23 protein-coding genes and 4 pseudogenes are annotated in these 23,176 nt (G+C 50.1%); 8 read left to right on the forward strand and 19 right to left on the reverse strand.

The window, feature by feature from the left end; genetic code table 11:
* Positions 1-252: 252 nt before the first annotated feature.
* Positions 253-1,362 (forward strand): porin OmpC, encoded by a 1,110-nt coding sequence (ompC, locus tag EKN83_RS00490; RefSeq protein ID WP_025759106.1) that lies wholly within the window; start codon positions 253-255, stop codon positions 1,360-1,362.
* 335 nt (positions 1,363-1,697) lie between these two features.
* Here the strand turns inward: ompC and EKN83_RS23430 are convergent, their stop codons facing one another.
* From EKN83_RS23430 to EKN83_RS00520, 7 genes are all read right to left on the reverse strand, one after another.
* Positions 1,698-1,775, reverse strand: coding sequence for a hypothetical protein (locus EKN83_RS23430; protein ID WP_223239581.1), 78 nt, complete (start codon positions 1,773-1,775; stop codon positions 1,698-1,700).
* A gap of 68 nt (positions 1,776-1,843) precedes the next feature.
* Positions 1,844-2,266 carry a GFA family protein gene (locus EKN83_RS00495; protein WP_045285061.1) on the reverse strand — a complete coding sequence of 141 codons (423 nt, stop codon included), beginning with the start codon at positions 2,264-2,266 and terminating at the stop codon, positions 1,844-1,846.
* 3 nt (positions 2,267-2,269) lie between these two features.
* Positions 2,270-2,467, reverse strand: a complete 198-nt coding sequence (locus EKN83_RS00500; RefSeq protein ID WP_025759104.1) for a hypothetical protein — start codon at positions 2,465-2,467, stop codon at positions 2,270-2,272.
* A gap of 40 nt (positions 2,468-2,507) precedes the next feature.
* Complete coding sequence (locus tag EKN83_RS00505) at positions 2,508-2,957, reverse strand: hypothetical protein (protein WP_025759102.1); 450 nt, start codon at positions 2,955-2,957, stop codon at positions 2,508-2,510.
* Positions 2,958-3,079: 122 nt separating this feature from the next.
* Entirely contained in the window at positions 3,080-3,424 is a 345-nt protein-coding gene (locus tag EKN83_RS00510; RefSeq protein ID WP_126800113.1) for a DUF1294 domain-containing protein, read from the reverse strand.
* Positions 3,425-3,898: 474 nt separating this feature from the next.
* The gene (locus EKN83_RS00515) at positions 3,899-5,422 is read right to left on the reverse strand and encodes a cyclic diguanylate phosphodiesterase (RefSeq protein ID WP_126800114.1); all 1,524 of its coding nucleotides are present in this window, start codon (positions 5,420-5,422) and stop codon (positions 3,899-3,901) included.
* 148 nt (positions 5,423-5,570) lie between these two features.
* A complete protein-coding gene (locus EKN83_RS00520) occupies positions 5,571-6,578 on the reverse strand; it encodes an AraC family transcriptional regulator (RefSeq protein WP_126800115.1) in 1,008 nt (335 codons plus the stop codon).
* A 281-nt stretch (positions 6,579-6,859) separates the two neighbouring features.
* Here EKN83_RS00520 and EKN83_RS00525 point away from each other — a divergent pair, with 281 nt between their 5' ends.
* From EKN83_RS00525 to EKN83_RS23435, 3 genes and pseudogenes are all read left to right on the forward strand, one after another.
* Entirely contained in the window at positions 6,860-8,461 is a 1,602-nt protein-coding gene (locus EKN83_RS00525) for an aldehyde dehydrogenase family protein (protein ID WP_126800116.1), read from the forward strand.
* Between the two features lie 155 nt (positions 8,462-8,616).
* Positions 8,617-9,240 carry an isochorismate family cysteine hydrolase YcaC gene (gene ycaC, locus EKN83_RS00530; protein ID WP_025759492.1) on the forward strand — a complete coding sequence of 208 codons (624 nt, stop codon included), beginning with the start codon at positions 8,617-8,619 and terminating at the stop codon, positions 9,238-9,240.
* Between the two features lie 156 nt (positions 9,241-9,396).
* Positions 9,397-9,480, forward strand: a pseudogene (locus EKN83_RS23435) (hypothetical protein); the annotation flags it as partial.
* A 9-nt stretch (positions 9,481-9,489) separates the two neighbouring features.
* On the opposite strand, the pseudogene EKN83_RS00535 reads toward EKN83_RS23435, so the two are convergent.
* The 3 genes and pseudogenes from EKN83_RS00535 to EKN83_RS00540 form a co-directional block, all read right to left on the reverse strand.
* A pseudogene (locus EKN83_RS00535) lies at positions 9,490-10,077 on the reverse strand (major capsid protein); the annotation flags it as partial.
* Positions 10,077-10,328: pseudogene (locus EKN83_RS23440) on the reverse strand (hypothetical protein); the annotation flags it as partial. The pseudogenes EKN83_RS23440 and EKN83_RS00535, both read right to left, overlap by 1 nt.
* Positions 10,329-10,408: 80 nt before the next feature.
* Positions 10,409-11,419: a phage minor head protein gene (locus EKN83_RS00540; protein WP_260591090.1), complete on the reverse strand. Its 1,011-nt coding sequence runs from the start codon at positions 11,417-11,419 to the stop codon at positions 10,409-10,411.
* Between the two features lie 349 nt (positions 11,420-11,768).
* Between EKN83_RS00540 and EKN83_RS00545 the strand changes: the two genes are divergently transcribed.
* On the forward strand, positions 11,769-12,848 hold the full coding sequence (locus EKN83_RS00545; protein WP_260591091.1) for a saccharopine dehydrogenase family protein: 1,080 nt from the start codon (positions 11,769-11,771) through the stop codon (positions 12,846-12,848).
* 67 nt (positions 12,849-12,915) lie between these two features.
* On the opposite strand, the gene EKN83_RS00550 is transcribed toward EKN83_RS00545, so the two are convergent.
* The 3 genes from EKN83_RS00550 to EKN83_RS00560 form a co-directional block, all read right to left on the reverse strand.
* Entirely contained in the window at positions 12,916-13,893 is a 978-nt protein-coding gene (locus EKN83_RS00550) for an NAD(P)H-quinone oxidoreductase (RefSeq protein WP_126800118.1), read from the reverse strand.
* A 157-nt stretch (positions 13,894-14,050) separates the two neighbouring features.
* Positions 14,051-14,740, reverse strand: coding sequence for a type 1 glutamine amidotransferase domain-containing protein (locus EKN83_RS00555; RefSeq protein ID WP_126800119.1), 690 nt, complete (start codon positions 14,738-14,740; stop codon positions 14,051-14,053).
* A 54-nt stretch (positions 14,741-14,794) separates the two neighbouring features.
* On the reverse strand, positions 14,795-15,748 hold the full coding sequence (locus tag EKN83_RS00560; RefSeq protein WP_126800120.1) for an NAD-dependent epimerase/dehydratase family protein: 954 nt from the start codon (positions 15,746-15,748) through the stop codon (positions 14,795-14,797).
* A 106-nt stretch (positions 15,749-15,854) separates the two neighbouring features.
* On the opposite strand from EKN83_RS00560, the gene EKN83_RS00565 reads away from it, so the two are divergent.
* Positions 15,855-16,283 (forward strand): MerR family transcriptional regulator, encoded by a 429-nt coding sequence (locus EKN83_RS00565; RefSeq protein WP_126800121.1) that lies wholly within the window; start codon positions 15,855-15,857, stop codon positions 16,281-16,283.
* A gap of 155 nt (positions 16,284-16,438) precedes the next feature.
* On the opposite strand, the gene EKN83_RS00570 is transcribed toward EKN83_RS00565, so the two are convergent.
* From EKN83_RS00570 to EKN83_RS00580, 3 genes are all read right to left on the reverse strand, one after another.
* Positions 16,439-17,269, reverse strand: a complete 831-nt coding sequence (locus EKN83_RS00570) for an alpha/beta fold hydrolase (protein ID WP_126800122.1) — start codon at positions 17,267-17,269, stop codon at positions 16,439-16,441.
* Between the two features lie 353 nt (positions 17,270-17,622).
* Complete coding sequence (locus EKN83_RS00575) at positions 17,623-18,309, reverse strand: replication protein P (protein WP_126800123.1); 687 nt, start codon at positions 18,307-18,309, stop codon at positions 17,623-17,625.
* Positions 18,306-18,626, reverse strand: a complete 321-nt coding sequence (locus tag EKN83_RS00580) for a hypothetical protein (RefSeq protein ID WP_260591096.1) — start codon at positions 18,624-18,626, stop codon at positions 18,306-18,308. The genes EKN83_RS00575 and EKN83_RS00580 overlap by 4 nt, the downstream gene beginning before the upstream one ends.
* Between EKN83_RS00580 and EKN83_RS00585 the strand changes: the two are divergent.
* Positions 18,604-19,206: pseudogene (locus tag EKN83_RS00585) on the forward strand (site-specific integrase); the annotation flags it as partial. The gene EKN83_RS00580 and the pseudogene EKN83_RS00585 overlap by 23 nt on opposite strands.
* 49 nt (positions 19,207-19,255) lie before the next feature.
* Positions 19,256-20,191 carry a tRNA 2-thiocytidine(32) synthetase TtcA gene (ttcA, locus tag EKN83_RS00590; RefSeq protein ID WP_126800125.1) on the forward strand — a complete coding sequence of 312 codons (936 nt, stop codon included), beginning with the start codon at positions 19,256-19,258 and terminating at the stop codon, positions 20,189-20,191.
* A 42-nt stretch (positions 20,192-20,233) separates the two neighbouring features.
* Here ttcA and dbpA read toward each other — a convergent pair whose 3' ends face one another.
* The 3 genes from dbpA to zntB form a co-directional block, all read right to left on the reverse strand.
* Positions 20,234-21,607, reverse strand: coding sequence for an ATP-dependent RNA helicase DbpA (gene dbpA / locus EKN83_RS00595; protein ID WP_126800126.1), 1,374 nt, complete (start codon positions 21,605-21,607; stop codon positions 20,234-20,236).
* 27 nt (positions 21,608-21,634) lie between these two features.
* Positions 21,635-21,799 (reverse strand): hypothetical protein, encoded by a 165-nt coding sequence (locus tag EKN83_RS23630; RefSeq protein WP_305955528.1) that lies wholly within the window; start codon positions 21,797-21,799, stop codon positions 21,635-21,637.
* A 291-nt stretch (positions 21,800-22,090) separates the two neighbouring features.
* Positions 22,091-23,074: a zinc transporter ZntB gene (zntB, locus tag EKN83_RS00605; RefSeq protein ID WP_025759495.1), complete on the reverse strand. Its 984-nt coding sequence runs from the start codon at positions 23,072-23,074 to the stop codon at positions 22,091-22,093.
* Positions 23,075-23,176 lie beyond the last annotated feature (102 nt).

Below are 23,176 nucleotides of genomic sequence, written 5' to 3' on the forward strand. Positions count from 1 at the left end.
TTAAAGGCATATAACGCCGCTAAGATTAACGTAATTTAGTTCAGTTTAATAATTTTAATTTAATATACTTAACCTTAAAACATTCATCAAGCCAATGATCATTACTGCTGATTTATTCGGTTTAGATTTTACTTAATTAGTAACAATTATAATTTATTACTCTTACTCAGGAGTGATTTAGCATGAGACAACTTTCTGATTCGGGAAGTTCAACAGGTTATTAAATAAAAACAACCGCAAAGGAATATCATAATGCAAAGAAAAGTACTGGCCCTGATGATTCCGGCTCTGTTAATGGCTGGCGCAACGCATGCAGCAGAGATTTATAATAAAGACGGCAATAAATTAGATCTGTACGGAAAAGTAGATGGTCTGCACTACTTCTCCGACGATAAAGGCGCTGACGGGGATCAAACCTACATGCGTCTGGGCTTCAAAGGTGAAACCCAGATCAACGACATGATGACCGGTTATGCACAGTGGGAATACAACATTCAGGCCAACAACACGGAAGGATCTGATAACCAGTCCTGGACGCGTCTGGCCTTTGCTGGCGTAAAAGTGGGTGATTATGGCTCCTTCGATTACGGTCGTAACTACGGTGTTCTGTACGACGTGGAAGGCTGGACCGATATGCTGCCGGAGTTTGGTGGCGATTCCTACACCAAAGCCGACAACTTCATGACTGGCCGTGCCAACGGCGTGGCAACTTACCGTAATACCGACTTCTATGGTCTGGTACAGGGCCTGAACTTTGCGCTGCAGTATCAGGGCAAAAATGAAGACGCCAGCAACAATCAGGAAGGAACCAACAACGGTCGCGACACGCGTCACGAGAACGGCGACGGTTTCGGTATCTCCACCACCTATGACTTTGGCATGGGCATCACCGCGGGCGCAGCCTACACCTCTTCTGACCGTACCAACGAGCAGGTGATGAACACGACCGCCGGTGGCGACAAAGCGGATGCATGGACTGCGGGTCTGAAATATGATGCCAATAACATCTATCTGGCGGCAATGTACTCTGAAACCCGCAATATGACGCCGTATGGTGATAACACCGACGCCGTGGCGAATAAAACCCAGAACTTCGAAGTGACCGCGCAGTACCAGTTCGATTTCGGCCTGCGTCCGACCCTTTCCTACCTGCAGTCTAAAGGTAAAGACCTGGGCAACGGCCAGGGTGACCAGGATCTGGTTAAATACGCTGACATCGGCGCGACTTACTACTTCAACAAAAACATGTCCACTTACGTTGATTACAAAATCAACCTGCTGGATGAAGATGACAGCTTCTACAAAAACAACGGCATCGGCACGGATGATGTCGTCGCGTTAGGTCTGGTCTACCAGTTCTGATTGCTGAGCCCGCATCACGGTGCGGGCTCGCCAGTTTTTGACGTGCGTCGCAAAAAAGGCATTCCTGAATGCCGTGGTTGACTGTAGGTTGAGATAAATGTGATTAAACTAAGCTGAAAGCCTTTACCCACTAAGGATAATAGCGTTGTTTAATCGAGTATCCCTTACCGTCCTTGCCCTTTTAGCGCTGCTATGGATAGCATTAATTTTTGATTTTGCTGATATTGTCGGGCATCTTGGCGCGCTGTTAAATCACCTGGATGGCAGCTAGCCGTACTGCCTGGCAAATAAAAAGCCACCAGCAGTGCCGGTGGCGGATAAACGCAGCTGTTGCGTTATTTTTTCACGGGTTGTGGCTTTTTATCCCCTGATTCCGGGGCCTCACGCGGATCGTCTTTTTCAACACAGAGCATAATTTCTCCTGTTTCAGTTAACCACTCTCCACTATAGCCAGGCTCTTTAAAGAGTGGCCAGGCGGCAATTACGCCTGACCCGTCCCTTTCTCACGAAAAGAGAGATAGCCAAACACCCCGCTTTCCCCATCCATGGGATGGTTAACACCGTCCATCACCGTGACCTCCGGGAAATCAAAGGGAGAAACGTTTTCTAAACAGGCGACATTCACGCCGTATTCATTGGGATTGGAGCGCCGCTGATGAAACGTGTAAATCCCGCACACCGAGCAGAAGAAGTGTCGCGCCGTTCCCGTATTAAAGCGGTACTCGGTGAGCTTATCCTGACCTTTCGTCACCGTAATCCCCGACAGCGGCGCGGAGACAACGACCGCGCCCCGCATTCGACAGAAGGAACAGCTGCAGCGCCGCGCGGTGTTCAGGCCATCAGAGAGCTCAACGGTGAATGCCACCGCGCCGCAATGGCACTTTGCATGACGTTTTTCAGCCATTGGCTATACCCCTTTTCTTACCAGTTCGGCAGCTTTAAGGAAAACCTCATCTTCAACACCATCGCCTTTTTGCCTGCCGAGCCTGACGAGTTCATCAACAATGCTATCGCGATGGATCGGTGTTTGTGCTGAAACCAGCCCAATAACCGCGGCCCCAATCGCCAGCCCCACTAGCCCTGTTTGTTCATCGTTATTCATCATGCGCATGCTCCTGGTACAATCCACAAGCTTAGCAGGATTTTTAAAAACGCGGCGTCAGCCCGTATTTTGGCGTTTTAATATTGGCGGCCCAAATTTTGATATCGTTTTGCAGAAGGATAGTGAAATCAGATTTCAGATGCGTCACCATCTCATTGACGCTCTGTGCATCGATCACAGAAAAATGCTCAATTTTGTTTCGCCCGACCTGAACACAAAAATATTTTGCCGGCAGCACTTTACCGTTAACGTTGAGCAGTGGTTTATTCTCGCTGCATTGCCCTTCAGTGATATAGGACACCAGCAAATTGGCAGAACGCCGCTCGGGTTGAGATATGCTGACCATGACGGGGAAACCCTCTGAGGTTTGCGTCATGTCATAAAGCACCGCATTCTTCAGATACCAGGTATTATATTCCCGCTCCTGAAAAGCAGACCAGCAAGGTGCAGAAAAGGCCACCAGTACTGCCAGTGTAATAGAGGCTATTTTCATGGGATGTTGTCGTCCGTGTTGTTGCACATATTATTCAGATTGTGCAAAAAACAGCAACCCCTCAAAAATAACCCTACCACTATTGGCAGTGAAGGAGAGTTAATAAGCGACCTGCACTACGCTCAAACAGGAGAAAAAGGGAAGAAATGGTAAGCAGCCGCCATCACCGCGATGCTGATAACGACGCTGATAAAAAAACAGGTTTTAAAAGGCTGTTTTTGGGTTTTATGGCGAAAGAGTTGTTGGCCTACAATGGCGCCAGGCCAGCCGCCCGTCACGCCGAAGATCAGCAACGTGGCTTCCGGGACCCTGCGCATCCCTTTACGCGCCGCTATTTTATCCGCGCCATACATGGCCATCGTCAGCACATTGATCAGCAGAAACCAGATAACCAATGAATTCGGGGTCAACAGACTGCCGATGGCAGCGAAAATCAGGAGTAGATAGCAAAAGCGATTGAGAGTCATTGTTCAAACCAGAGGCTGTTAAATGTTTTCGACGACACAGTATACCCAAAAATGAGGAAGTTTAATTCTGTAAAACAGACTGAACGCCTGATGTAGCCTGATTAACATTTAAACAGCATTAATCAGTGAAGCCGCCTTTCATTATAATCGGGAAGTGAACATTTTTTTCTTAAAAAATTATCCTGAAACGTCTCACCGCAAAAAGACATTGCCCGCGCATACCTTTAACAAGATAAAAACGAATGCACCGATTGTTTAAATAGAGGGAACGGGAATATTGATGAAGATCAATTTAAAAAACAGGCAGCGAATTTTCAGGCGTGTCGCGTAATGCCCAGCGTTTAAAATTACTGTTGCACACAATTAATTTGACCAGATGGTCAAGGAATAACAAAATATCACCGTAGTTAAAAGAATAATGTCTGCATACCTTTAGGGGGGTGATGTCCCCCCATTTTTACGATGTGACAAACCTCATTCCACCATTACCTTCACTTTCGGCTTCGACAACAGGACTTTTACCAGTTCCTTAAACGGCGTGGGTTTGTAGAAGTAAAAACCCTGTAAAAACTTAATGTGATTTCGGGTGAGATAATCAAGTTGCTCTTGTGTTTCAACCCCTTCCGCCACAATACTGATTGACAGTTTTTTTGCCAGCTCCAGTACCGAATCCAGTATCACGGTTGAGTCCTCACTGGCATTCACCCTCGCCACAAAGCTTTGGTCGATTTTGATGTAATCAATGTGCAGATCCTGCAGGTAGGACAAACCTGAATATCCCGTTCCAAAATCATCCAGGGCAATGGCAAACCCTATCTCATGCAGCGCATTCAGGGTCTTCACGAGATGTTCATCAACATGAAGCGGTTCACGCTCGGTCACCTCAACGACAAGGTTAAGATCCTGTCGAACAAAGCAGCGTTTGTAATGCAGACACTCGTCAAAAAAAGTGGAGGAGACAATGTGAGGCGCACTGAAGTTAATACCGACATGAAACCCTTCGGGCAGCAACGTTGAGATTGAATTCATATGCGCGGCAACCTGGCGCATTAAGCTCTGGGTTAAGGGAATGATTAAACCAGATTTCTCCGCAAGAGGAATAAATGAAGCGGGAGAGATAAACCCTGACTGCGGATGCTTCCATCTGGCCAGCACTTCTACCCCGCGCAACGATCCCTCTTTACCGCTCACCACGGGCTGGTAATAGGGAATGATTTCATCTCTGTCTATGGCGGTGCGCAGCGACTCTGCCGGGGAAACGTCCTTAGAACGATATCGCTGAAGAAGATACGCAGAAAAAGCGGAGATAAGCAGCAGGAATAACAGCACCCCGCCCGCCCGATTGAATAATCTCGTCAGGCTAAAAAATGGCGGAGAGTTAAATTCAATTGAGAAAGGATAATCAGATGCTTTAACCGCTAAAATCTCGTTATTTGAAGGTGCAGCTGTCGCCACATCGCCCGACAAACCTAAAAGACGATTGCCGACGCGTAGTGAATATTTCACGCCATTTAATGGCATATCCAGGGCATCCCGAACATGGCTGTCGCTGATGCTCACCATCACGCGGCTTCCGGCATGATGCGTTTGATAGATGAGAACAGGCAGGCCGTTGACGGTACTGCCGGAAGGAACCAGTAGCAACGTTGTTTCAGGTAGCATAGAGCTGTTGACCAGCAGTACGCGGTTTCCCGGCAACGAGGAGCACCAGACCGCATCATTTTTCAAAATAACGATCGTTCTGAGATGAGGCTGTAGCGCTGCCTCAGTCCCTAGCCGATACTGCCCTTCCACATCACACTCATACTCAGCAAGCTGCATCGCCATCTGGCTGGCATGATGCGCCTCTTTAAGAATGACAGTCATATTCCTGACGACATAATTGGCCCCGGCAAGGCTGTCAGCTCGTGCAGAATACCAGACCTGTAAATTGATAATAAAAACGCCCAGGATAAAAATTGTCGTGGCTGCAGCTAAGGGGATAGATGCATGGCGCATTTAAGGTTCTCGACCAGAGTGGAATTGTTATCGTCTTAAGCATGGTTGATAAACAAAGAAATACCATATAAGGGATCGGTAATTTTCTCTCAAATCAGGTTGCATCTGTGCACACTTTCAAACAACAAGGCTACCGCCATGTTTTTCTTCAATTCAAGCGCATGGCATTGCGGGCGCTGTCAGGTGTTTGCCCGGTCCAGAGCTGAAATGCGCGATAAAAGGAGTTGGGATCTTCGAAGCCGAGGAGGAACGCGATCTCTGCGCCGGACATCGTGGTATTTGCCAGGTAGTGGCGGGCGAGGCTCTCACGCACCCTATTGACCAGGGTTCGAAAGTTTTCCCCCTCCTCCTCGAGGCGACGTTGAAGCGTACGCTTGCTCAAGCCCAGTCGCTCTGCAGCTTTCTCGATGGTAGCCGCATTACCAGGCAACAGTTCCAGTAAGACAGCACGCACGCGATCCGCTGTAGACGCCGTCGCATCGAGTTCACTGAGCCGACGGCGAAGATCAGGTTCGAACGCGCGAAACATGCTTTCGTTGACCGTCAGAAATGGACGCAAAGCATCCACAGCGGCGAAAGCGATACCTGGACACTCCCCGTTTTGCACGGGCACACCGAAGAAATTCTCGTAACGTCGGGGATAATGAGCGGACGGAAGCGGCGGAAGAATGACGCGATGCGCCTTAATGGGCTCACGGGTAGCGAGTCTGGCCAGTCGGACGAAAAACGCAATCTCGGCCACTTGCAGCGAATGGGGCACATCGGTTTGCATCAACAACCAGCGAGGCGTTACTACCAGCTCGCCTGCGTCGCCCGTGTTTACTTCCAGGCTCATGGGAGCCACAAGTTGCTTGTATTTGGCGAGGCGCTGCATGGCCTGTACCAGATTAGCGCTGCACAGGGCAGCGAACAGTGGCGGGTTGAAAGAATCAGCCGAGAGGGTCTCGACGATGTGTAAGGGAAACATGACATTACTTGCCTCAGCTTCCAAAGCGCGCCAGAAACGAAAATAGTCTTCGGTAGACAGTCCTTGTCTCGCACGGGAGAGTAAATCGTCCGGAAGACCGGCCCGACGCAATACATGACCAGGCTCAACACCCAGGTCCTTCAGTATGGCCAGCCAGCCGATATCCATTGGAAACGTTTTGTTTTGCACCCTCAGAACTCCGTCATTATTGCTCATTCAACCGACGCTCAGAGTATAGAGCAGTCATGCGCTAATACTCCTTCAAACTGCGCCACAATGACAGCGCATTGCGCCATGCTGCAGCATTCCGGGGTTCTGGCTCCTGTACTGGCATCCCTCGCATTAAACGTGGCGCGGATTGCCAGAGCGTTGTCGCGGCTTGCGTCCTATAGTGAGCTGTAAACATCGCACCAGGTCGGACACGCTCCATCTGTCCTGAACTGTCCAATCTGAACAATGGAGAAATTCCAATGAATGCTACCAACGCTATCAACCAACTGGCCCCCCAAAAATGGACTGAAACATCTCCCGCAGAACGTTTGCGCCTTCTGGAGGAAATCCGTGCAAACATGAAGAAGTACGGTGATGACCTTGCCCTCGCTGACAGCAAGATGAAGAATGGCATCCTCGGTGCGCCTCTTTTTTCACACCCCCTGTCTAAGGTTGCGACCGTCGTTCCTATGGCGAGTACAGTCTCGGCCGCCATTCTCCTTTACGAATCCATTCTCGACGGCAAGATGCCTCAGCCGCTGAGCGTGGAAAAAGTTAGCGAGGATCTCTACGACATTTATGTCTTTCCGCAGGAGCGGAAGGACAAGTTGATGTACGCCGATCAGAAGAGTCGCATCCGTGTGAAAGGTGAACCGAAACAAATCAATCCGATGGAAAAGCCTGCCGGTATTATTGCCGTGCTGGGGGCCGGCAACTACAGTTCGGCGCTCGAGGTGTTGAAAGCGATCTTCTTCGAGAACTGTGCGGTCGTGCACAAGCCGCATCACCTGAACGAAGAAACCGACAGGATCTGGGCGAAGATCATGCAACCACTGATTGATCAGCACGTTCTGAGCTTCTGCGATGCCGATCAGGGACAAGACCTGACCGTCGACCCCCGCCTCTCCAGGATCTACTTTACCGGTGGAACCGGAACGGCCGAAGCCATCATGTCAGCCACTGAGACGCCTCTGATCTCCGAATGTGGCGGAAACAACCCGTGCATCATCGTGCCGGGCGACCGGCCCTGGACAAAGAAGGAAATTGAGCACCAGGCAGTGCAGATCGCCACCATGGCAAAGTTCAATGGTGGTGCGAACTGTGGTCGTCCTCAGACCCTGGTGACAAGTAAGTACTGGCCTCAGCGCAAGGAATTCCTTGATGCACTGCGGGTCGCACTCGCGGAGACGACCCCGGCGATGGGTATGTACTACCCAGGAGCTGACAAGGTGGTGGCGGGTTTTCGACAGGCCTATCCCGAGGCGGAAGTACTGCGCCCAGAAGGCGGCAAGTATCCGCATTCCGATGTCATATTGATCACCGGAGTTGAGCCCGGCGGCTACGCCACTTCACATGAAGCGTTCAGCCTGGTAATCGCTGAGGTGCCACTTGACCTGCCAGCCAATGCCACGGGCTTCCTCCCTGGTGCCGTCAAGTTCGCCAACACGCAGCTACTGGGCACGCTCGCCAGTGCGATCCTGATCGATGAGGACACCAGAAAAGCCCATCAGAAAGTACTCGAACAGGCTGTGTCTGACCTGGAATATGGTGCGGTCGCCATCAATGCCATGCCATCTTTCATTTTTCTTAACCCTTATCTTACCTGGGGCGGAAATGAGGCCGGCAAAAAGTTCGTTTCTGGTCGCGGCAACTTCGGCAATTTGCTCAATTACGAAAACGTCGAGAAAGCGATCATGGAAGCCAGGTTTATGTCACCAGGGCACATGCTGTACACGAACAAGCGCGCTTTCGACAACATGGCCGCGAACATGGCGTCTTTCGCAGTCGAGCCAACCTGGATGAACCTGACCTGCCTGATGGGGGATGCCATCCGCGATAGCTTCCGAAAAAAAGATTTCTGAGCCGGAAACTATTGCAGAGCGCATTGTTCCAGTAACTGAACAATGCGTCCTAATAACATTACTTTCTAAGTGGATTTAACAAACTATAATAAATTCACCCTTCGCGGCAACACACTTCCACCAACACACTGTAACTAAAGGGAAAAGGTGACATTATGAGTAAGCCATATGTTCGTTTAGATAAAAACGACGCTGCCGTTCTGATGGTAGACCATCAAACCGGACTCCTGTCCTTAGTACGCGACATTGACCCGGACAAGTTCAAAAATAACGTTCTTGCACTGGGTGATCTGGCAAAGTATTTTGGTCTTCCAACTATTCTGACGACCAGTTTTGAAAACGGTCCTAATGGCCCATTAGTTCCTGAACTTAAAGAACAATTCCCTGATGCTCCCTATATTGCCAGACCTGGCAATATTAACGCATGGGATAACGAAGATTTCGTTAAAGCTGTTAAAGCAACGGGCAAGAAACAATTAATCATCGCGGGTGTAGTCACTGAAGTATGCGTTGCCTTCCCTGCTCTTTCTGCCATTGAAGAAGGATTCGATGTGTTTGTTGTTACCGATGCGTCGGGTACTTTCAATGCAATAACTCGGGATGCCGCCTGGGATCGAATGTCTAACGCTGGCGTGCAGTTAATGTCATGGTTTGGCGTTGCATGTGAATTGCACCGTGACTGGCGCAATGATATTGAAGGTCTGGGTAACCTGTTCTCTAATCATATCCCCGATTATCGCAACCTTATGACGAGCTTTAATTTACTGAACGCTAAGTAAATTGATCCTTCGCAGTCCTCCGGTTAGACCGGAAGGGCTGCGGTTTTATTCAGTTTTCTCTTTCCATTTCAGCTGTGGGATTATGAAAGGTTGGATTAACACCCCGGCGAACATCACCAATGCCGGTTATCTTCGGGCTGTGATTGTTAGCGACCTTTATCAGTTATCGGCACCAGATTTAACGCAGCTGTAAAACATGCTGGTATTCGTCGCCGGAATCCGTACCATACGCGGCAGACAAATATTGCCCCTGCTGGCTCCGAAGGTAACCGCACCAGCTACCAGCCCAAGGATCGCATCAGCGTCCATGGTGTCGGTCACCAGCACAGGTTTACCCAGGGTGCCTGGCTGCCCGCCGTAAACCACCACGCCCGCTTCTTCGTAGATTTTATTGGCAATCGCCTCATCAACAATGTCGAAGTAGGTGGCAGAGTGCATAACGAAGAGCACGACACGGTTGAACTTGTCGCCGTACTTACGCAGGCCGCGTGTCAGGGTCTTCTTGCCGTCTGTTTCGATATCGGCGGTGACCACCATATCCGCGTTGGCGCCAATTGCTGCCGTCAGGGCCTTCAAGCCGTATTTCACGTAGCCTTCCAGCGTAGCGTCAGCCACATCAGTGCCGATCACTTCGGAGAACTCGTCAACCGAGCGGCCGCGGCGTTTGAACGCTTCTTCAGTAGTTTCGTATGGACCGTATTTCCACGGTGCTTTGACGGATACGGCTTCACCGGCGCCAATCTTCTTACCCGTCACTTTTTCGGTGGAGTTAACGTCACGCGATTCGATTGAGCCGCCCACTTTGTAGAAGGCTCGCTTGCGGAAATCGCCTTCAAGTCGGAAAAACGCTGGAGGATCCCGCGCACTGCATCAGGATCGATACCATCGAAGCGTGACAGAGTTTCTTTTTGCTGCTTAATGGTTCCCAGCAGCTCAGAGTTTTTCGATTTCAGGCCCGTGACTTCGCTGGTCACACGCTCATCAATCAGCTTCTGGATTTCAGGAGTGATTTCGATACCTCCGCCACCGCCGCCCTCACCGCCGCTTTCAGGTGCGTAATATTTCAGAAGCATGTTTCGAATTAACATAATTTCCCCTCGGGATTTTGCCGGGCCTCGCCCATAAAAAAGCCCCGGCGGATGCCAGGGCGTGGAGTAAGATGTGATTGTTAGTTGTCTGTGCCTGAGAGCTGCTTCAGCCGTTCCAGGCTGATCCACTCGCCTTTGTCAGTGAACATATCAGCCAGGTCGATTTCACCAGCGCGGAACAGACGTCCACGCTCGGCACCCAGAACCTGATCCTGGCGTTGTGCCGACTGGCGCGCGAGCCATTCCAGATACGAGGTTTTAGCTGGCACCTGGCCATCCATGCTGGCACGAGTGCCCTCGTCCATCTCATCAATATCAATGCCGAGTTCGCGCCAGGACTTGAGAATCAGAGTTTCAGTAGAACGGCAGCAGAAATGTATTTTCCCGGGTCCCTGCAGGTAAGGCACCTTATGCCCGACCGGTTTGTTATCCAGGGTGTAGCGCAGCAGATCACGAATAATGCAGTCATGGCTGGTTTTATTGTCCAGCGTTGACAGCCACTGTTTACCTTTCACGATATCGCTATTGGCACTTGTGAAGCTGTTGCGTGCTGTGGCAGACAGATGATTCACGGCTGTTTTAGCGATGCTGGCGGCGTTTGCCCTGCTCATCTGCAGCGCGCCGTCGCGATAATCTTTATTGGCGTGGCCGCGAACACTGCGCGCGATTGTTTCTACCGTGTCGCCGGCAAGATACCCCCTGCGGACGGCGTTCACTATCCGCGCCAGCCTGTCCGATTCCAGCTTCTCCGCCCACTCACTCAGCAGCCGCCCCTGAAAGGGCTGCGCCATCGCCGCGGCATACACCATATCGGCGGTGATGCCCTGCAGCGGATAGTGAGACAGGACCTGTGAAGGCAGAATGGAATCGAACAGGCTCAGCTGATAACTGGCTTCGTTCTTTGCCAGCGCCACCAGCTCACTCTCGAGCCCTGCCTGCATGGACGCTACGGCCTGATGGTTAAGATCGCGCACGCTGTCCAGTAAACTCTCCAGACGGCTAACGGTGAAGCTCTCAGGAGGCAATCTGTCCAGCGCATCCAGTAGGCGTGCTGAAAGGTCTGCGTCCGTCTCGTTAAGCAACTTCACCATTCGGTTTGCCACTCCCGTAGCGTAGCGGCTTAAACCGGTATTTCTTATTAATGGCTGGTCGAGCGGAGTCAGAATGACTTTTTAAGGTTTGTAGCTTCGCCATATCATGCCCAAATAGTAGCGTTATAATATCAGTTGACCTTAAAGGTAACTTTAAAGATATGCTCTTAACAGTTTCTTTATCGCGGGAATTTTGCACGATAAGAATGTCTATTATTCTCCGGAAGAATCCCAATGACTCTAGTACAGGGGAGGCAATAACTGGGGATGTCGAATAGTACACAGTGGTGTAGCAAGCCTTAGGCACTACTTGTATGCCCAAGTATTTTTTGTTGCAGAGAATAATGTTATGAAAGAGCATAAAGCCTATAAGGAATTACCTAGCTGGATGATCTACGGTGCAAATGGTTATACCGGAGATATGATTGCCCGGGAGGCAGTCAGACTGGGTTATCGGCCCATTTTGGCTGGGCGACGGAGAGAAAAGGTTGAAATACTTGCCCGTACTCTTGGACTAGAGTCCCGTACCTTTTCCCTTGATAATCCACTTGAAGTTATCAATCAACTTAAGGGCTGTATGCTTGTGCTGAATTGCGCAGGACCGTTCTCTGTTACAGCCCTTCCTTTAATGTATGCTTGCCTCCAAACACGGACTCATTATCTTGATATCACAGGAGAGATTGATGTTTTCGAAGCTGCACAGTCATTGAACCCCCAAGCCCAGAAAGCTGACATAGTTTTTTGCTCTGGAGTGGGGTTTGATGTAATTCCAACAGACTGTTTGGCTGCGGCATTGAAAAATGCCATGCCAGATGCAATTAAGCTCAATCTGGGATTCGATTCACGCTCAGGTTTTTCCCCTGGTACGGTAAAGACGGCGATCATGGGGTTAGCTCAGGGAGGGAAAATTCGGCGAAGCGGAAAGATAATTACAGTGCCTCTTGCTTATGATGTTCGCCGTATTGACTTCGGTAATGGTGAGAAAAATGCAATGACAATTCCCTGGGGTGACGTATCCACGGCTTATTACACGACGGGTATTCCTGACATACAGGTATATATGCCAGGCTCAAACCATATGATATCTCGAGCAAGGAGAGCAAACTACCTCAGACCATTGCTGCAGCTGGCGTGGGTTCAGAAACTACTGAAAGCTTTTATATCCAGTACAGTAAAAGGACCCGGCGAAGAAAAACGAATGCAGACTCCCTCATTTGTATGGGGAGAGGTTATAAACGCGAAAGGTGAAAAAAAGACCGCCCGCCTCCGCACACCAAATGGTTATAACCTGACCATCTCAGGTGCGTTAACCGTCGTCAGATATCTGATGATGAATCAGGTTACAGGGGGCGCCTATACACCAGCCATGTTAATGGGCGCTGAACTTATAACCATTCTTCCCGGGACTAGTTCGCTGAGGATTATGTAAATATTACGGGTGTGAGTGAAAATTCTCACCCCCGTCGGCATCTCACAGACAATGCTAAGCAAGCCCTTTATTCAAAACTAAGAATGACCTTACCTATGTGACTTCCGGCCTCCAGTAATTCATGTGCTGTCCGGACTTCTTCAAATTTAACGACCTGGTGTATAACGGGTTTACACTTTCCTGATTCGATTAAAGGCCAGACATGTTGTATGAGATTTTGGGCTATTTCTCCCTTTTCAACGTCATTTCGGCTTCTCATCGTTGAACCTGTTACCAAGGCTCTTTTAAGGATGAGTTCCTGAATATCGAACTCTTTAACTATCCTTCCCCCCATAAATCCAATCAGCACGAGCCGTCCGTCTTTTTTCAAAATTCGAAGATTTTTGTTAAAATATGAGGCGCCGACAATGTCAAGGATTACATCGACCCCTTTCCCGTCAGTTCTCTTAATGATCTCTTCCTCAAAATCCTGTGTCCTGAAGTTAATCATCTCACCATATTTTTTCAGCGCTATGACTTGCTCATCGTTTCCTACGGTACCGAATAATTTAATATTTAAGGCAGAGCACAGCGCCAGCGCGGTTGTCCCAATACCACTTGCTGCACCATGGATCAATACAACATCTCCCGATTTCACTTTCCCCAGAGAAAAAAGATTGGCCCATACTGTAAAGTATGTTTCAGGAAGGGCTGCTGCTTCAGTAAGGCTCAAGTTCTTTGGAACAGGCAACACTTGGCTGACTGGAACGGCACAATATTCTGCATATCCTCCACCATTAGTGAGCGCGCAAACACGATCGCCGACTGATAAGTGAGTAACATTCTTCCCAATTGCATGGACGATTCCTGCAACTTCTAGTCCTGGCACAGGAGTAACGCCCTCAGGCATAGGATATTTACCTTCCCTCTGCATAATATCTGGCCGATTTACCCCCGCGGCTTTTACAGAAATGAGGACTTCGCTCTCGCCACATTCCGGGATTTTACCCTGGCTTATCTTAAGCACTTCAGGGCCACCGGGTTTTGTTATCTCAATCAATCTCATATCATCTTTCCTGTTAACGTTTAAGAAGTTGTATCTAGATCTGAGCTTCGTAACCCACCAGCGACAGACATAATTCAAAATTCATCCAATTCGATTAGAGGTTGTTCTGTTTATAAAACGCGAATTCATAACCGCGAAGTTCCAGCCAGCTTTGTCGTCAGAGATTAAGAAGCGACACCACCCGCATGGCTGTTATCTTCGCTGAAAATGGGTTCTGTCCTGTAACCAGGCGCCCATCAACGACAACGTTGGGTGTAAATGGCAGAAAAGCCTTCTCATATCGGGCTCCCCTTTGCTTCATCTCCTGCTGCGCGTTATATGGCATCTCACGAGATACACCCGCCAAGATTTCTTCTGTCCATGAAAAACCAGTGATCCTACGAGCCTTAACGAGAAGCTCATCATTAGACAAGCGGGTATTCAGCAGACCGCAATATCCATGGCATACAGAGGACACAACGCCTCCCCTTTCATGGATATCCCGAGTGAGTTGCTGAAGCCCTACATTATTTGGAAAGTCCCACATAACGGCATGACCGCCTGTGAAGTAAATAGCGTCATACTCTGAAGAGTCGATTTGCTCAGGACTGAGGGTATTCTCAAGAAGTTCCATTCTTGAAGGATCCTTAAGCCAGTCCCGGGCCGAAACATCTAAAAATGGCCATCTGAGGGATCGTGGTTCTAAGGGCGACTGGCCGCCTGTTGGACTCACAATTTTTTGTCTAAAGCCCTGGGCCGCAAAAATATCGTACGCGTGAGTGAGTTCTGACAGCCATAGACCGGTTTTATGCTTAGGGTCGTCAAAATGAGATACATTCGTAACAACATGTAATATAGTCCGGTGCATGTTAGAACCTTCTGGTGTTGGTCAAAGATTGCTTTTAACAACCAGACACAATGGTTAATTATTTTTCTTTAATGCAGATGTGGCTTTCCATTCAGCATAGATTCCTTCTAGCCCTTGCTGATAAGTTGTTATGCTGAAATCCGGGAAACGCATCTTAAATTTTGAAGAATCAAATAAATTATCAACTTCATAGCGAGGTAGCAGCTCCCGCAATTCCCGCGGCCCCTTAGCAAAAATACCTGCGACATATAAGGCTAATTTACTGAGTACAGACCATGAGGTCTCTTTTCCAAATATACTGCACGCCAAAGAAACAAATTGCGCATATGTAATTCGTTCTTCACAACATGGCAGGTGCCAAGTCTGACCGTAAGCATCTGGAGTGTTCCCCAGAAGAGCTAATGCCCGGCTGGCATCTGGGGTCCAGATGAGCGTGCGTAATGTGTCATCACGTAATGGGACGAGGGGCTTTTTTCCTGCTTTAAGTCTGTCTAAAACCAGAGCATTGGTAAAACTTTGGGTTTTTCCTGGTCCGTAAAATTCAGGAGCACGACCAATCAATACAGGTATATCGCCGCGCTTCATCTCCTCCAGCACCATGTTCGCCATCATAGCCCTGACACGTCCCTTTCGCCCCAATGGCTGGAACAGCGTATCTTCCATCTGAAGTCGGTTGTCCTGAGGATACATATACGTGTTGTCAAAATAGACAAAATGAGCCCCAGCTTGCCGGGTGGCCTTTAGTGCATTTTGCAGCATTAAAGGAAACTGTTGCTCCCAGAGTGAAGAATCCGGTGGCAGGCCTGCCGCAAAATACACAATGCGGCTTCCTTTTACAGCCTCCAAAGTCTGGCTGCCGTCAAGCAAATCAGCTGACATAAGAGTATCACTTTCTGTGACCTTTTGCGGATGACGGCTAACTAGCCTCAGTTCAGCGCTGAAGGAAAGCGCTAACTCGCGGGCTAGTTCTCGGGCGATCTGTCCGCTTGCGCCCAGAATAGTTTGCATGTTTTTCCTCTCCAACAAATTTAAGTCGGATGCCCTGGGACATTGACTTTTTTAAAAGTATAAGTTTAAAGTTAACTTTAATGTCAAGAGACTCACTGGAGATAAAATGAAGATTGGCGATCTGGCAAAAGCGACAGGGCTTACGCCTTCCCGCATCCGCTATTATGAGGCGGAAGGCCTTATCAGCTCCCCACCCCGACAGGATAACGGTTACCGCCAATATCCCCCTGAAACCGCACTGATACTCATGCTTATTGACCGGGCGCAGAAATTTGGGTTCTCGCTTGAGCAAATCAGGCAGGTATTGCCCCAAGGGAAAGGAACCTGGAACCATGAAGGATTAGTTGCTTCTCTTGAATCCAGGGTTGAGGAAATCCGACTACTGCAGCAGCAACTCATGGATAATCAGACCATGATACTGAATTTAATCTCTGGTATCGAAAACAAGCCTAAGGGAATTTCATGCCAGGAAAATATGTTGCGGGTAATGAAGCTAATGCAGGTTGATGCACCGGTACTACATTCCATTAAGTGATCTGATAGACGATACGTCTTGTCAGTTTCAGGACGAATTGTTGATGAATGAAGCCTGATCAATACTAGCTTCCCATGATTAGAACTAATACAACTCCGCCACCTGTATTTTATACAGGTGGCGGAGTCATGTACTAAGCGATTTTATAATCAAAATTAACTGTTTATGAATGCAAGAAGATCTTCGTTAACTTGAGCCGCGTGCGTAGTAGGTATGCCGTGCGGAGCTCCTTTATAAGTATTGAGTTTTCCATTTTTGACCAAACTAGCCGACAACTTTCCGGAATCATTATATGGCACAACCTGATCGTCATCGCCGTGAATCACAAGTACGGGGATGGATATTCCTTTCAGGTCTTCGGTGAAGTCAGTTTGAGAAAATGCAACTATCCCATCGTAATGCGCTTTAGCACTACCCATCATGCCCTGTCGCCACCAGTTATAAATGACAGCCTCCGAAGGAGCAGAACCGGAACGGTTAAATCCATAAAATGGTCCAGCAGGAACGTCGTAGTAAAACTGGGCGCGATTAGCTGCCAGTTGCGCCTGCATGCCATCGAATACCGATTTAGGCGTCCCCTCTGGATTACTGTCTGTCTTGACCATCAATGGCGGTACAGCACTTATTAACACGGCTTTGGAAACTTTATCTTCACCATGTCTGGCAATATAACGTACAACTTCACCGCCACCGGTTGAATGGCCAACATGCATCGCGCCTTGTACACCGAGATGTTGCACAACGGCTGCAACATCATCTGCGTAATGATCCATGTCATGGCCATCCCACACTTGTGCTGAACGACCATGCCCGCGCCTGTCATGCGCCACAACGCGGAAGCCTTTATTCACGAAGAATAACATTTGAGCGTCCCAGTCATCACTGCTTAAAGGCCAGCCATGATGGAAAAAAATAACTTTACCATCCTTTGGACCCCAGTCCTTATAGAAGATGTCAACGCCATCGCGAGTTGTTACATAACCCATGTCATTTCTCCAATTAGATAAACTTCTATAGAAGGTGCTTATCCGGCTCGATTCTTCGCAGAACGAAATGGTCAGAACCGATTCTGTTACCGGTTCTTAATCAGCCGTAACCGGAGTATAGGTTTAAAGTTAACTTGAAGGTCAATGATGGTTATGAGGTTGTTTGGTTGATTTCAAAAAAAGTTACAAAATAACTAATTGCAAAATGTTGTAACTACTCCGTCGGTAAAATGAATTCCTTAGCTTTCATCACAAGCAGGAGAGATAACAATCTGTTGGAGTGATTATCCTGGCCTCATTAAGCAGGAACTGTCACTAAGTTTTCTTTTTGCTCATTCCGGACCATTTCATCCCTACGCCCTCCCATCGGCTTTCATCCGCTCATATTTGGCTTTCAAAAGCTCAGCTGGCGTCGGCCCCTTCGGCGCCACTGGTGCTGCCAACGCCCGACGAACAGGAGGAATAGGCTTCCCAGCCAGCACCCGCTTTTCCCACATCCCCAGAATTTCTCCAGCTTCACGCTCGAGCTCTTTCTGACACAACTGACCATCAGTTCCGCGCCGGCGCAGCTCAATGCAGATGTGGTAAAAAACCGGCTTTGGCCACGGATACTGCTCACTGCTCGGGTAGCGAAACACCAGCTTGCGCCACTTCCAGTATTCAGCCATTACGTCAGCGGTGGTGATCCCCAGCACACAGCGCCCTTCCCTGCACCACTTGATGAACTGGCCTGGCGAAGGCAGGAATGGACGCTCCTGTCGCCTCACCATGCGCATGCCCGCTTCAACCTGCTCCATGCTGATTATCCCGTTTTCTTTGAACGCAAGCACCCACTGCCGGCGAATTTCATCAACGTCTTCCTGGCTGCGATTAACCAGGCTTGCCGGAAAAGCGGCAGCCAGCTGCACAAACAGGCCGTTGATAATATGCGCCACCTGCTGTGTTTGTTCGCGTTCGGTGTACTGCTCAGGCAAGTTATGCGCCACACGGCGAGCCTGTTCCCGATCAAAATTTTGAATGCTTTCGGCAAGATTTTTCATTCCAGCACCCCGTCAATCCAGTCGGTATTGTGCAGGTCGATGCCGCTCCGGGATGGTTTTACCGCTGCGGTTGCACGCAGCCGTTTGGTGGTGAGCTGATCCCACTGCTTTCGCAGACTTGAAGGGCTCAGAATGTTGTCTTTCCAGAATTCGTCCCGGTTAGCCCACTGGAACAGGTCACAGATTTCGTAGTGCGTGCGTTTGTCCTGGACACGCATCAGCCTGATGGTGTTTGCCCATTCCACCCAGTTTGGTTCAGATAGCGATGCGTTGACGGTGAGAAGCCTGTCGTAATCCGAGCGTGGCCAAAGCCTCAATATGTGGACATTCGCAGTTTATACCGGTGTCCGTCATGGGGAGCTTGCAGCTCTTGCCTGGGAAGATATCGACTGGGAAAAAGGTACGGCTCATATACAGCGCAATCTTAATGCGTTGGGCATGTTCGGCCCACCAAAAACCGAAGCAGGTAACCGGGTTATTACCCTATTAGAGCCGGCACTTGAAGCCTTGAAAGCACAGCGCAAGCTGACAGCGCTACAGCCTAAAACCGAAATTGTCTTTAATCATCGCGAGTATGGCGCAGTGGAACATCAAAGCCTGCGATTCGTTTTCATACCCCGGATGCGAAAAGGAGAACAGAAAGCCTACTACTCTTTATCGAGCATCGGTGCGAGATTCAACGCAGCTGTAAAACGTGCTGGTATTCGCCGCCGGAATCCGTACCATACGCGGCATACTTTTGCCTGCTGGCTTTTATCTGCCGGCGCTAACCCGTCTTTCATAGCCAGCCAGATGGGGCATGAAAACGCGCAAATGGTTTATGAAGTCTACGGTGCGTGGATTGAAGAAATGAATGGCGAACAGGTGCTGATGCTTAACGATAAGCTGGCACGCTGAAAAATTTTTGCCCCTATTATGCCCCTATCGGCTCCGAAGGTAGTAATAAATGCAAGAAAATCAAGCAAATACAAAGAAAGAGCAATACAACCTGAATAAACTGCAAAAGCGACTGCGCCGTAACGTCGGCGAAGCCATTGCAGACTTCAACATGATTGAAGAAGGCGACCGCATCATGGTTTGCCTGTCAGGCGGTAAAGACAGCTACACCATGCTGGAGATCCTGCGTAATCTTCAGCAAAGTGCCCCGGTGAATTTCTCCCTGGTGGCGGTCAACCTTGACCAGAAACAGCCGGGCTTCCCGGAGCATATTCTGCCGGAATATCTCGAGAACCTGGGCGTTGAGTACAAAATCGTCGAAGAAAATACCTACGGTATTGTGAAAGAGAAAATCCCGGAAGGAAAAACCACCTGCTCGCTTTGCTCTCGTCTGCGCCGTGGCATTCTGTATCGTACCGCGACGGAACTGGGTGCGACCAAAATTGCGCTGGGCCACCACCGCGACGATATCCTGCAAACGCTGTTCCTCAATATGTTCTACGGCGGCAAGATGAAAGGTATGCCCCCTAAACTGATGAGCGATGACGGCAAACACATTGTGATCCGCCCGCTTGCCTACTGCCGCGAAAAAGACATTGAGCGTTTTTCTCAGGCTAAAGGGTTCCCGATTATTCCATGTAACCTCTGCGGCTCTCAGCCGAACCTGCAGCGTCAGGTCATTGGCGACATGCTGCGCGACTGGGACAAGCGTTATCCGGGGCGGCTCGAAACCATGTTCAGCGCGATGCAGAACGTCGTGCCTTCGCATCTCGCGGATGTTGAACTGTTCGACTTCAAAGGCATCAACCACGAATCTGACGTGGTGAACGGCGGTGACCTGGCGTTTGACCGGGAAGATATCCCGATGCAGCCAGCTGGCTGGCAGCCAGAAGACGATGACAACGCGTTTGAAGAGCTGCGTCTGAACGTGCTTGAAGTGAAATAAGCGATTAGCGTCTCAGAAATACCTTCTGAGACGCTTCATTCTTTATTTCAGCAAACGTACGCGACAGGTTTTACCTTTAATTTTCCCGTTTTGCAGCTGCTTCCAGGCTTTATGGGCAACGCACTGGCGAACCGCCACATAGACATGCGCCGGGTGAACCGCAATCTTACCGATATCCGCCCCGTCCAGCCCCACCTCTCCGGTCAATGCACCTAATACATCTCCCGGGCGCATTTTGGCTTTTTTCCCACCATCGATACACAGCGTCGTCATTTCGGCTTCCAGCGGCACCAGGCTGACGCCGGCAGGAGCATTCATCCAGTTCAGTTTAATCTGCAGCATCTCAGAAAGAATGTTGGCGCGCTGCGCCTCTTCCGGCGCGCAGAAGCTGATGGCCAGACCGCTGTTCCCGGCGCGTGCGGTACGACCGATACGGTGGACATGGACTTCCGGATCCCACGCCAGTTCATAGTTCACGACCAGCTCAAGGGATTTGATATCCAGACCGCGCGCAGCGACATCGGTCGCGACCAGCACGCGGGCGCTGCCGTTGGCGAAACGGACCAGCGTCTGATCGCGATCGCGCTGTTCCAGATCGCCATGCAGCGACAATGCGCTCTGCCCGGCAGCATTCAGGGCATCACAGACCGACTGGCAATCTTTTTTGGTGTTACAGAACACCACGCAGGAGGCTGGCTGATGCTGGCTCAGCAATTTCTGCAGAAGCGGGATTTTCCCCTGCTGCGAGGTTTCAAAGAACTGCTGCTCTATGGCGGGCAGCGCATCTACGTTGTCGATCTCAATGGTCAGGGGATTTTTCTGCACGCGCCCGCTGATGGCGGCGATGGCTTCCGGCCAGGTTGCAGAGAACAACAGCGTCTGACGATCGGTCGGTGCGAAACGGATCACCTCGTCAATCGCGTCGCTGAAGCCCATATCCAGCATCCGATCTGCCTCATCCATCACCAGCGTGTGTAACGCATCCAGCGAAACGGTGCCTTTTTGCAGGTGATCCAGCAGGCGGCCTGGCGTCGCGACAATAATGTGCGGCGCATGCTGAAGTGAATCACGCTGCGCGCCGAACGGCTGTCCGCCACAGAGGGTTAAAATTTTGGTGTTTGGCAGGAATCGCGCCAGGCGACGCAGTTCGCCAGCAACCTGATCGGCCAGCTCACGGGTCGGGCACAGCACCAGCGACTGGGTCTGAAAAAGCGCCGCATCGATATGTTGCAACAGGCCAAGACCAAATGCCGCGGTTTTCCCACTGCCCGTTTTCGCCTGTACGCGCACGTCACGGCCCTCAAGGATGGCGGGCAACGCGGCCGCCTGAACAGGCGTCATCGTGAGGTATCCCAACTCGTTAAGGTTATCGAGTTGGGCGGCGGGCAGAATATTCAGGGTAGAAAAAGCGGTCACAATTGTCTCTCGTGGTGATCTTTGCGGTCAGATGGCGCGTATCCTCGCAGATCTCGCGGTCCGATGCGACAATTTAATCGGTTCTTCATCGGGCGGCGGGTCGGGCATCGGCTGAGGACGCGGGATGGGATCGGGCATTGGCACCGGATCGGTCGGGGTGGGATCGGACTGTCGTGATTGTTGCAATAGCAGAGCGTTGAGGATGCTCATCATTCCCTCCAGAATTGACTGTCATCCCTTTTAGGGTAGACGCTGAGATTCAGGAGGCAAAAAAAAGCCGACTATGAAGTCGGCGTCGTACGAATCAATTGTGCTATGCAGTAATTCAAAAAAGGAAGTAAGACAATATGGAGCGCAACGCCCATCGCTTGACGTTGCATTCACCTGCGGGAGTAATAGTGCACCTTACGGGGTAAACGTTTATTGACTTCGCTCAATTAAAAGAGCGTTTTGACCCCGTCGAAAGGAGAAAAAAGCGTAAATTTACAGCCATTTACTACGATGCAACCACCATGCAACACCACCAATCAAAACAACTAACATGACGCAAAATGCGGTAAAGCCATAGCGATACGCACCACCCGGAATGCCGCCCAGGTTGACGCCAAACAGCCCGGTAAGAAACGTGCTGGGTAAAAATACCATTGCCATCAGGGACATTGTATAGGTTCTTCTCGCCAGCGACTCCTGCATCACCTGCGCAATTTCGTCCGCCATCACCGCCGTTCTGGCAATACAGGAATCAATTTCATCCAGTCCGCGGCCCAGTCTGTCGGCGATATCCTGCATTCTGCGACGGTGATCGTCATTCATCCAGGCAAGCCTTTCACTGGCCAGACGCGCATACACGTCCCGCTGGGGCGTCATATAGCGGCGCATCACGATCAGCTGCTTACGCAGAAGGGCCAGAAAACCACGCGGCGGGATCTGCTGATCGAGCAGGTTATCTTCCAGGTCGATGATTTTGTCGTGGAGTTCCTCGATAAACTCACTTGCGTGATCGGTCAGCGCATCACACACGTCCACCAGCCAGCTGCCGCAGTCGACAGGCCCGGTGCCCTCTTTCAGATCGTTCACGATGTCATCCAGCGCCAGCACTTTACGCTGGCGGGTGGAGACAATCAGCCCGTCGTCCATATAGACACGCATCGCAACCAGCTGATCCGGACGTTCATCCGTGCTGCCGTTAATGCATCGCAGGGTGATTAGCGTACCGTCGCCCATGCGGCTCACGCGGGGCCGCAGGCTTTCCCCGGCCAGCGCATCACGCACATTGTTAGGCAAAAGCGGCGTTGAGGCCAGCCAGTCAGCACTGTCCGGGTGGGTGTAGTTCAAATGTAACCAGCAGGGATGCGCATTATCGATCACATCGTTGTCTTCCAGCGGTCGGGCACCGCCACGACCATCCAGCACCCACGCAAATACTGCGTCAGGAACGTTAAGTTCAGATCCTTTAATGCTTTCCACAGCGCCTCCACCATTTAACTCTTTCGGTGTCAGTCTAGCTTTCATGAAGGGTTAAGCAACAAAAATGCGTTGTGCAATGTATTGATATCGTGGCGGAGTGTC

Source organism: Enterobacter sp. WCHEn090032, from assembly GCF_003986875.1.
Lineage (GTDB): Bacteria > Pseudomonadota > Gammaproteobacteria > Enterobacterales > Enterobacteriaceae > Enterobacter > Enterobacter sichuanensis.

What these genes read in the sequence shown, in the direction of transcription:
- ompC (WP_025759106.1), top strand. Translation starts at nt 253, where the DNA reads ATGCAAAGAAAAGTACTGGCCCTGATGATTCCGGCTCTGTTAATGGCT.
- EKN83_RS23430 (WP_223239581.1), bottom strand. Translation starts at nt 1,775, where the DNA reads ATGCTCTGTGTTGAAAAAGACGATCCGCGTGAGGCCCCGGAATCAGGG.
- EKN83_RS00495 (WP_045285061.1), bottom strand. Translation starts at nt 2,266, where the DNA reads ATGGCTGAAAAACGTCATGCAAAGTGCCATTGCGGCGCGGTGGCATTC.
- EKN83_RS00500 (WP_025759104.1), bottom strand. Translation starts at nt 2,467, where the DNA reads ATGATGAATAACGATGAACAAACAGGGCTAGTGGGGCTGGCGATTGGG.
- EKN83_RS00505 (WP_025759102.1), bottom strand. Translation starts at nt 2,957, where the DNA reads ATGAAAATAGCCTCTATTACACTGGCAGTACTGGTGGCCTTTTCTGCA.
- EKN83_RS00510 (WP_126800113.1), bottom strand. Translation starts at nt 3,424, where the DNA reads ATGACTCTCAATCGCTTTTGCTATCTACTCCTGATTTTCGCTGCCATC.
- EKN83_RS00515 (WP_126800114.1), bottom strand. Translation starts at nt 5,422, where the DNA reads ATGCGCCATGCATCTATCCCCTTAGCTGCAGCCACGACAATTTTTATC.
- EKN83_RS00525 (WP_126800116.1), top strand. Translation starts at nt 6,860, where the DNA reads ATGAATGCTACCAACGCTATCAACCAACTGGCCCCCCAAAAATGGACT.
- ycaC (WP_025759492.1), top strand. Translation starts at nt 8,617, where the DNA reads ATGAGTAAGCCATATGTTCGTTTAGATAAAAACGACGCTGCCGTTCTG.
- EKN83_RS00540 (WP_260591090.1), bottom strand. Translation starts at nt 11,419, where the DNA reads ATGGTGAAGTTGCTTAACGAGACGGACGCAGACCTTTCAGCACGCCTA.
- EKN83_RS00545 (WP_260591091.1), top strand. Translation starts at nt 11,769, where the DNA reads ATGAAAGAGCATAAAGCCTATAAGGAATTACCTAGCTGGATGATCTAC.
- EKN83_RS00550 (WP_126800118.1), bottom strand. Translation starts at nt 13,893, where the DNA reads ATGAGATTGATTGAGATAACAAAACCCGGTGGCCCTGAAGTGCTTAAG.
- EKN83_RS00555 (WP_126800119.1), bottom strand. Translation starts at nt 14,740, where the DNA reads ATGCACCGGACTATATTACATGTTGTTACGAATGTATCTCATTTTGAC.
- EKN83_RS00560 (WP_126800120.1), bottom strand. Translation starts at nt 15,748, where the DNA reads ATGCAAACTATTCTGGGCGCAAGCGGACAGATCGCCCGAGAACTAGCC.
- EKN83_RS00565 (WP_126800121.1), top strand. Translation starts at nt 15,855, where the DNA reads ATGAAGATTGGCGATCTGGCAAAAGCGACAGGGCTTACGCCTTCCCGC.
- EKN83_RS00570 (WP_126800122.1), bottom strand. Translation starts at nt 17,269, where the DNA reads ATGGGTTATGTAACAACTCGCGATGGCGTTGACATCTTCTATAAGGAC.
- EKN83_RS00575 (WP_126800123.1), bottom strand. Translation starts at nt 18,309, where the DNA reads ATGAAAAATCTTGCCGAAAGCATTCAAAATTTTGATCGGGAACAGGCT.
- ttcA (WP_126800125.1), top strand. Translation starts at nt 19,256, where the DNA reads ATGCAAGAAAATCAAGCAAATACAAAGAAAGAGCAATACAACCTGAAT.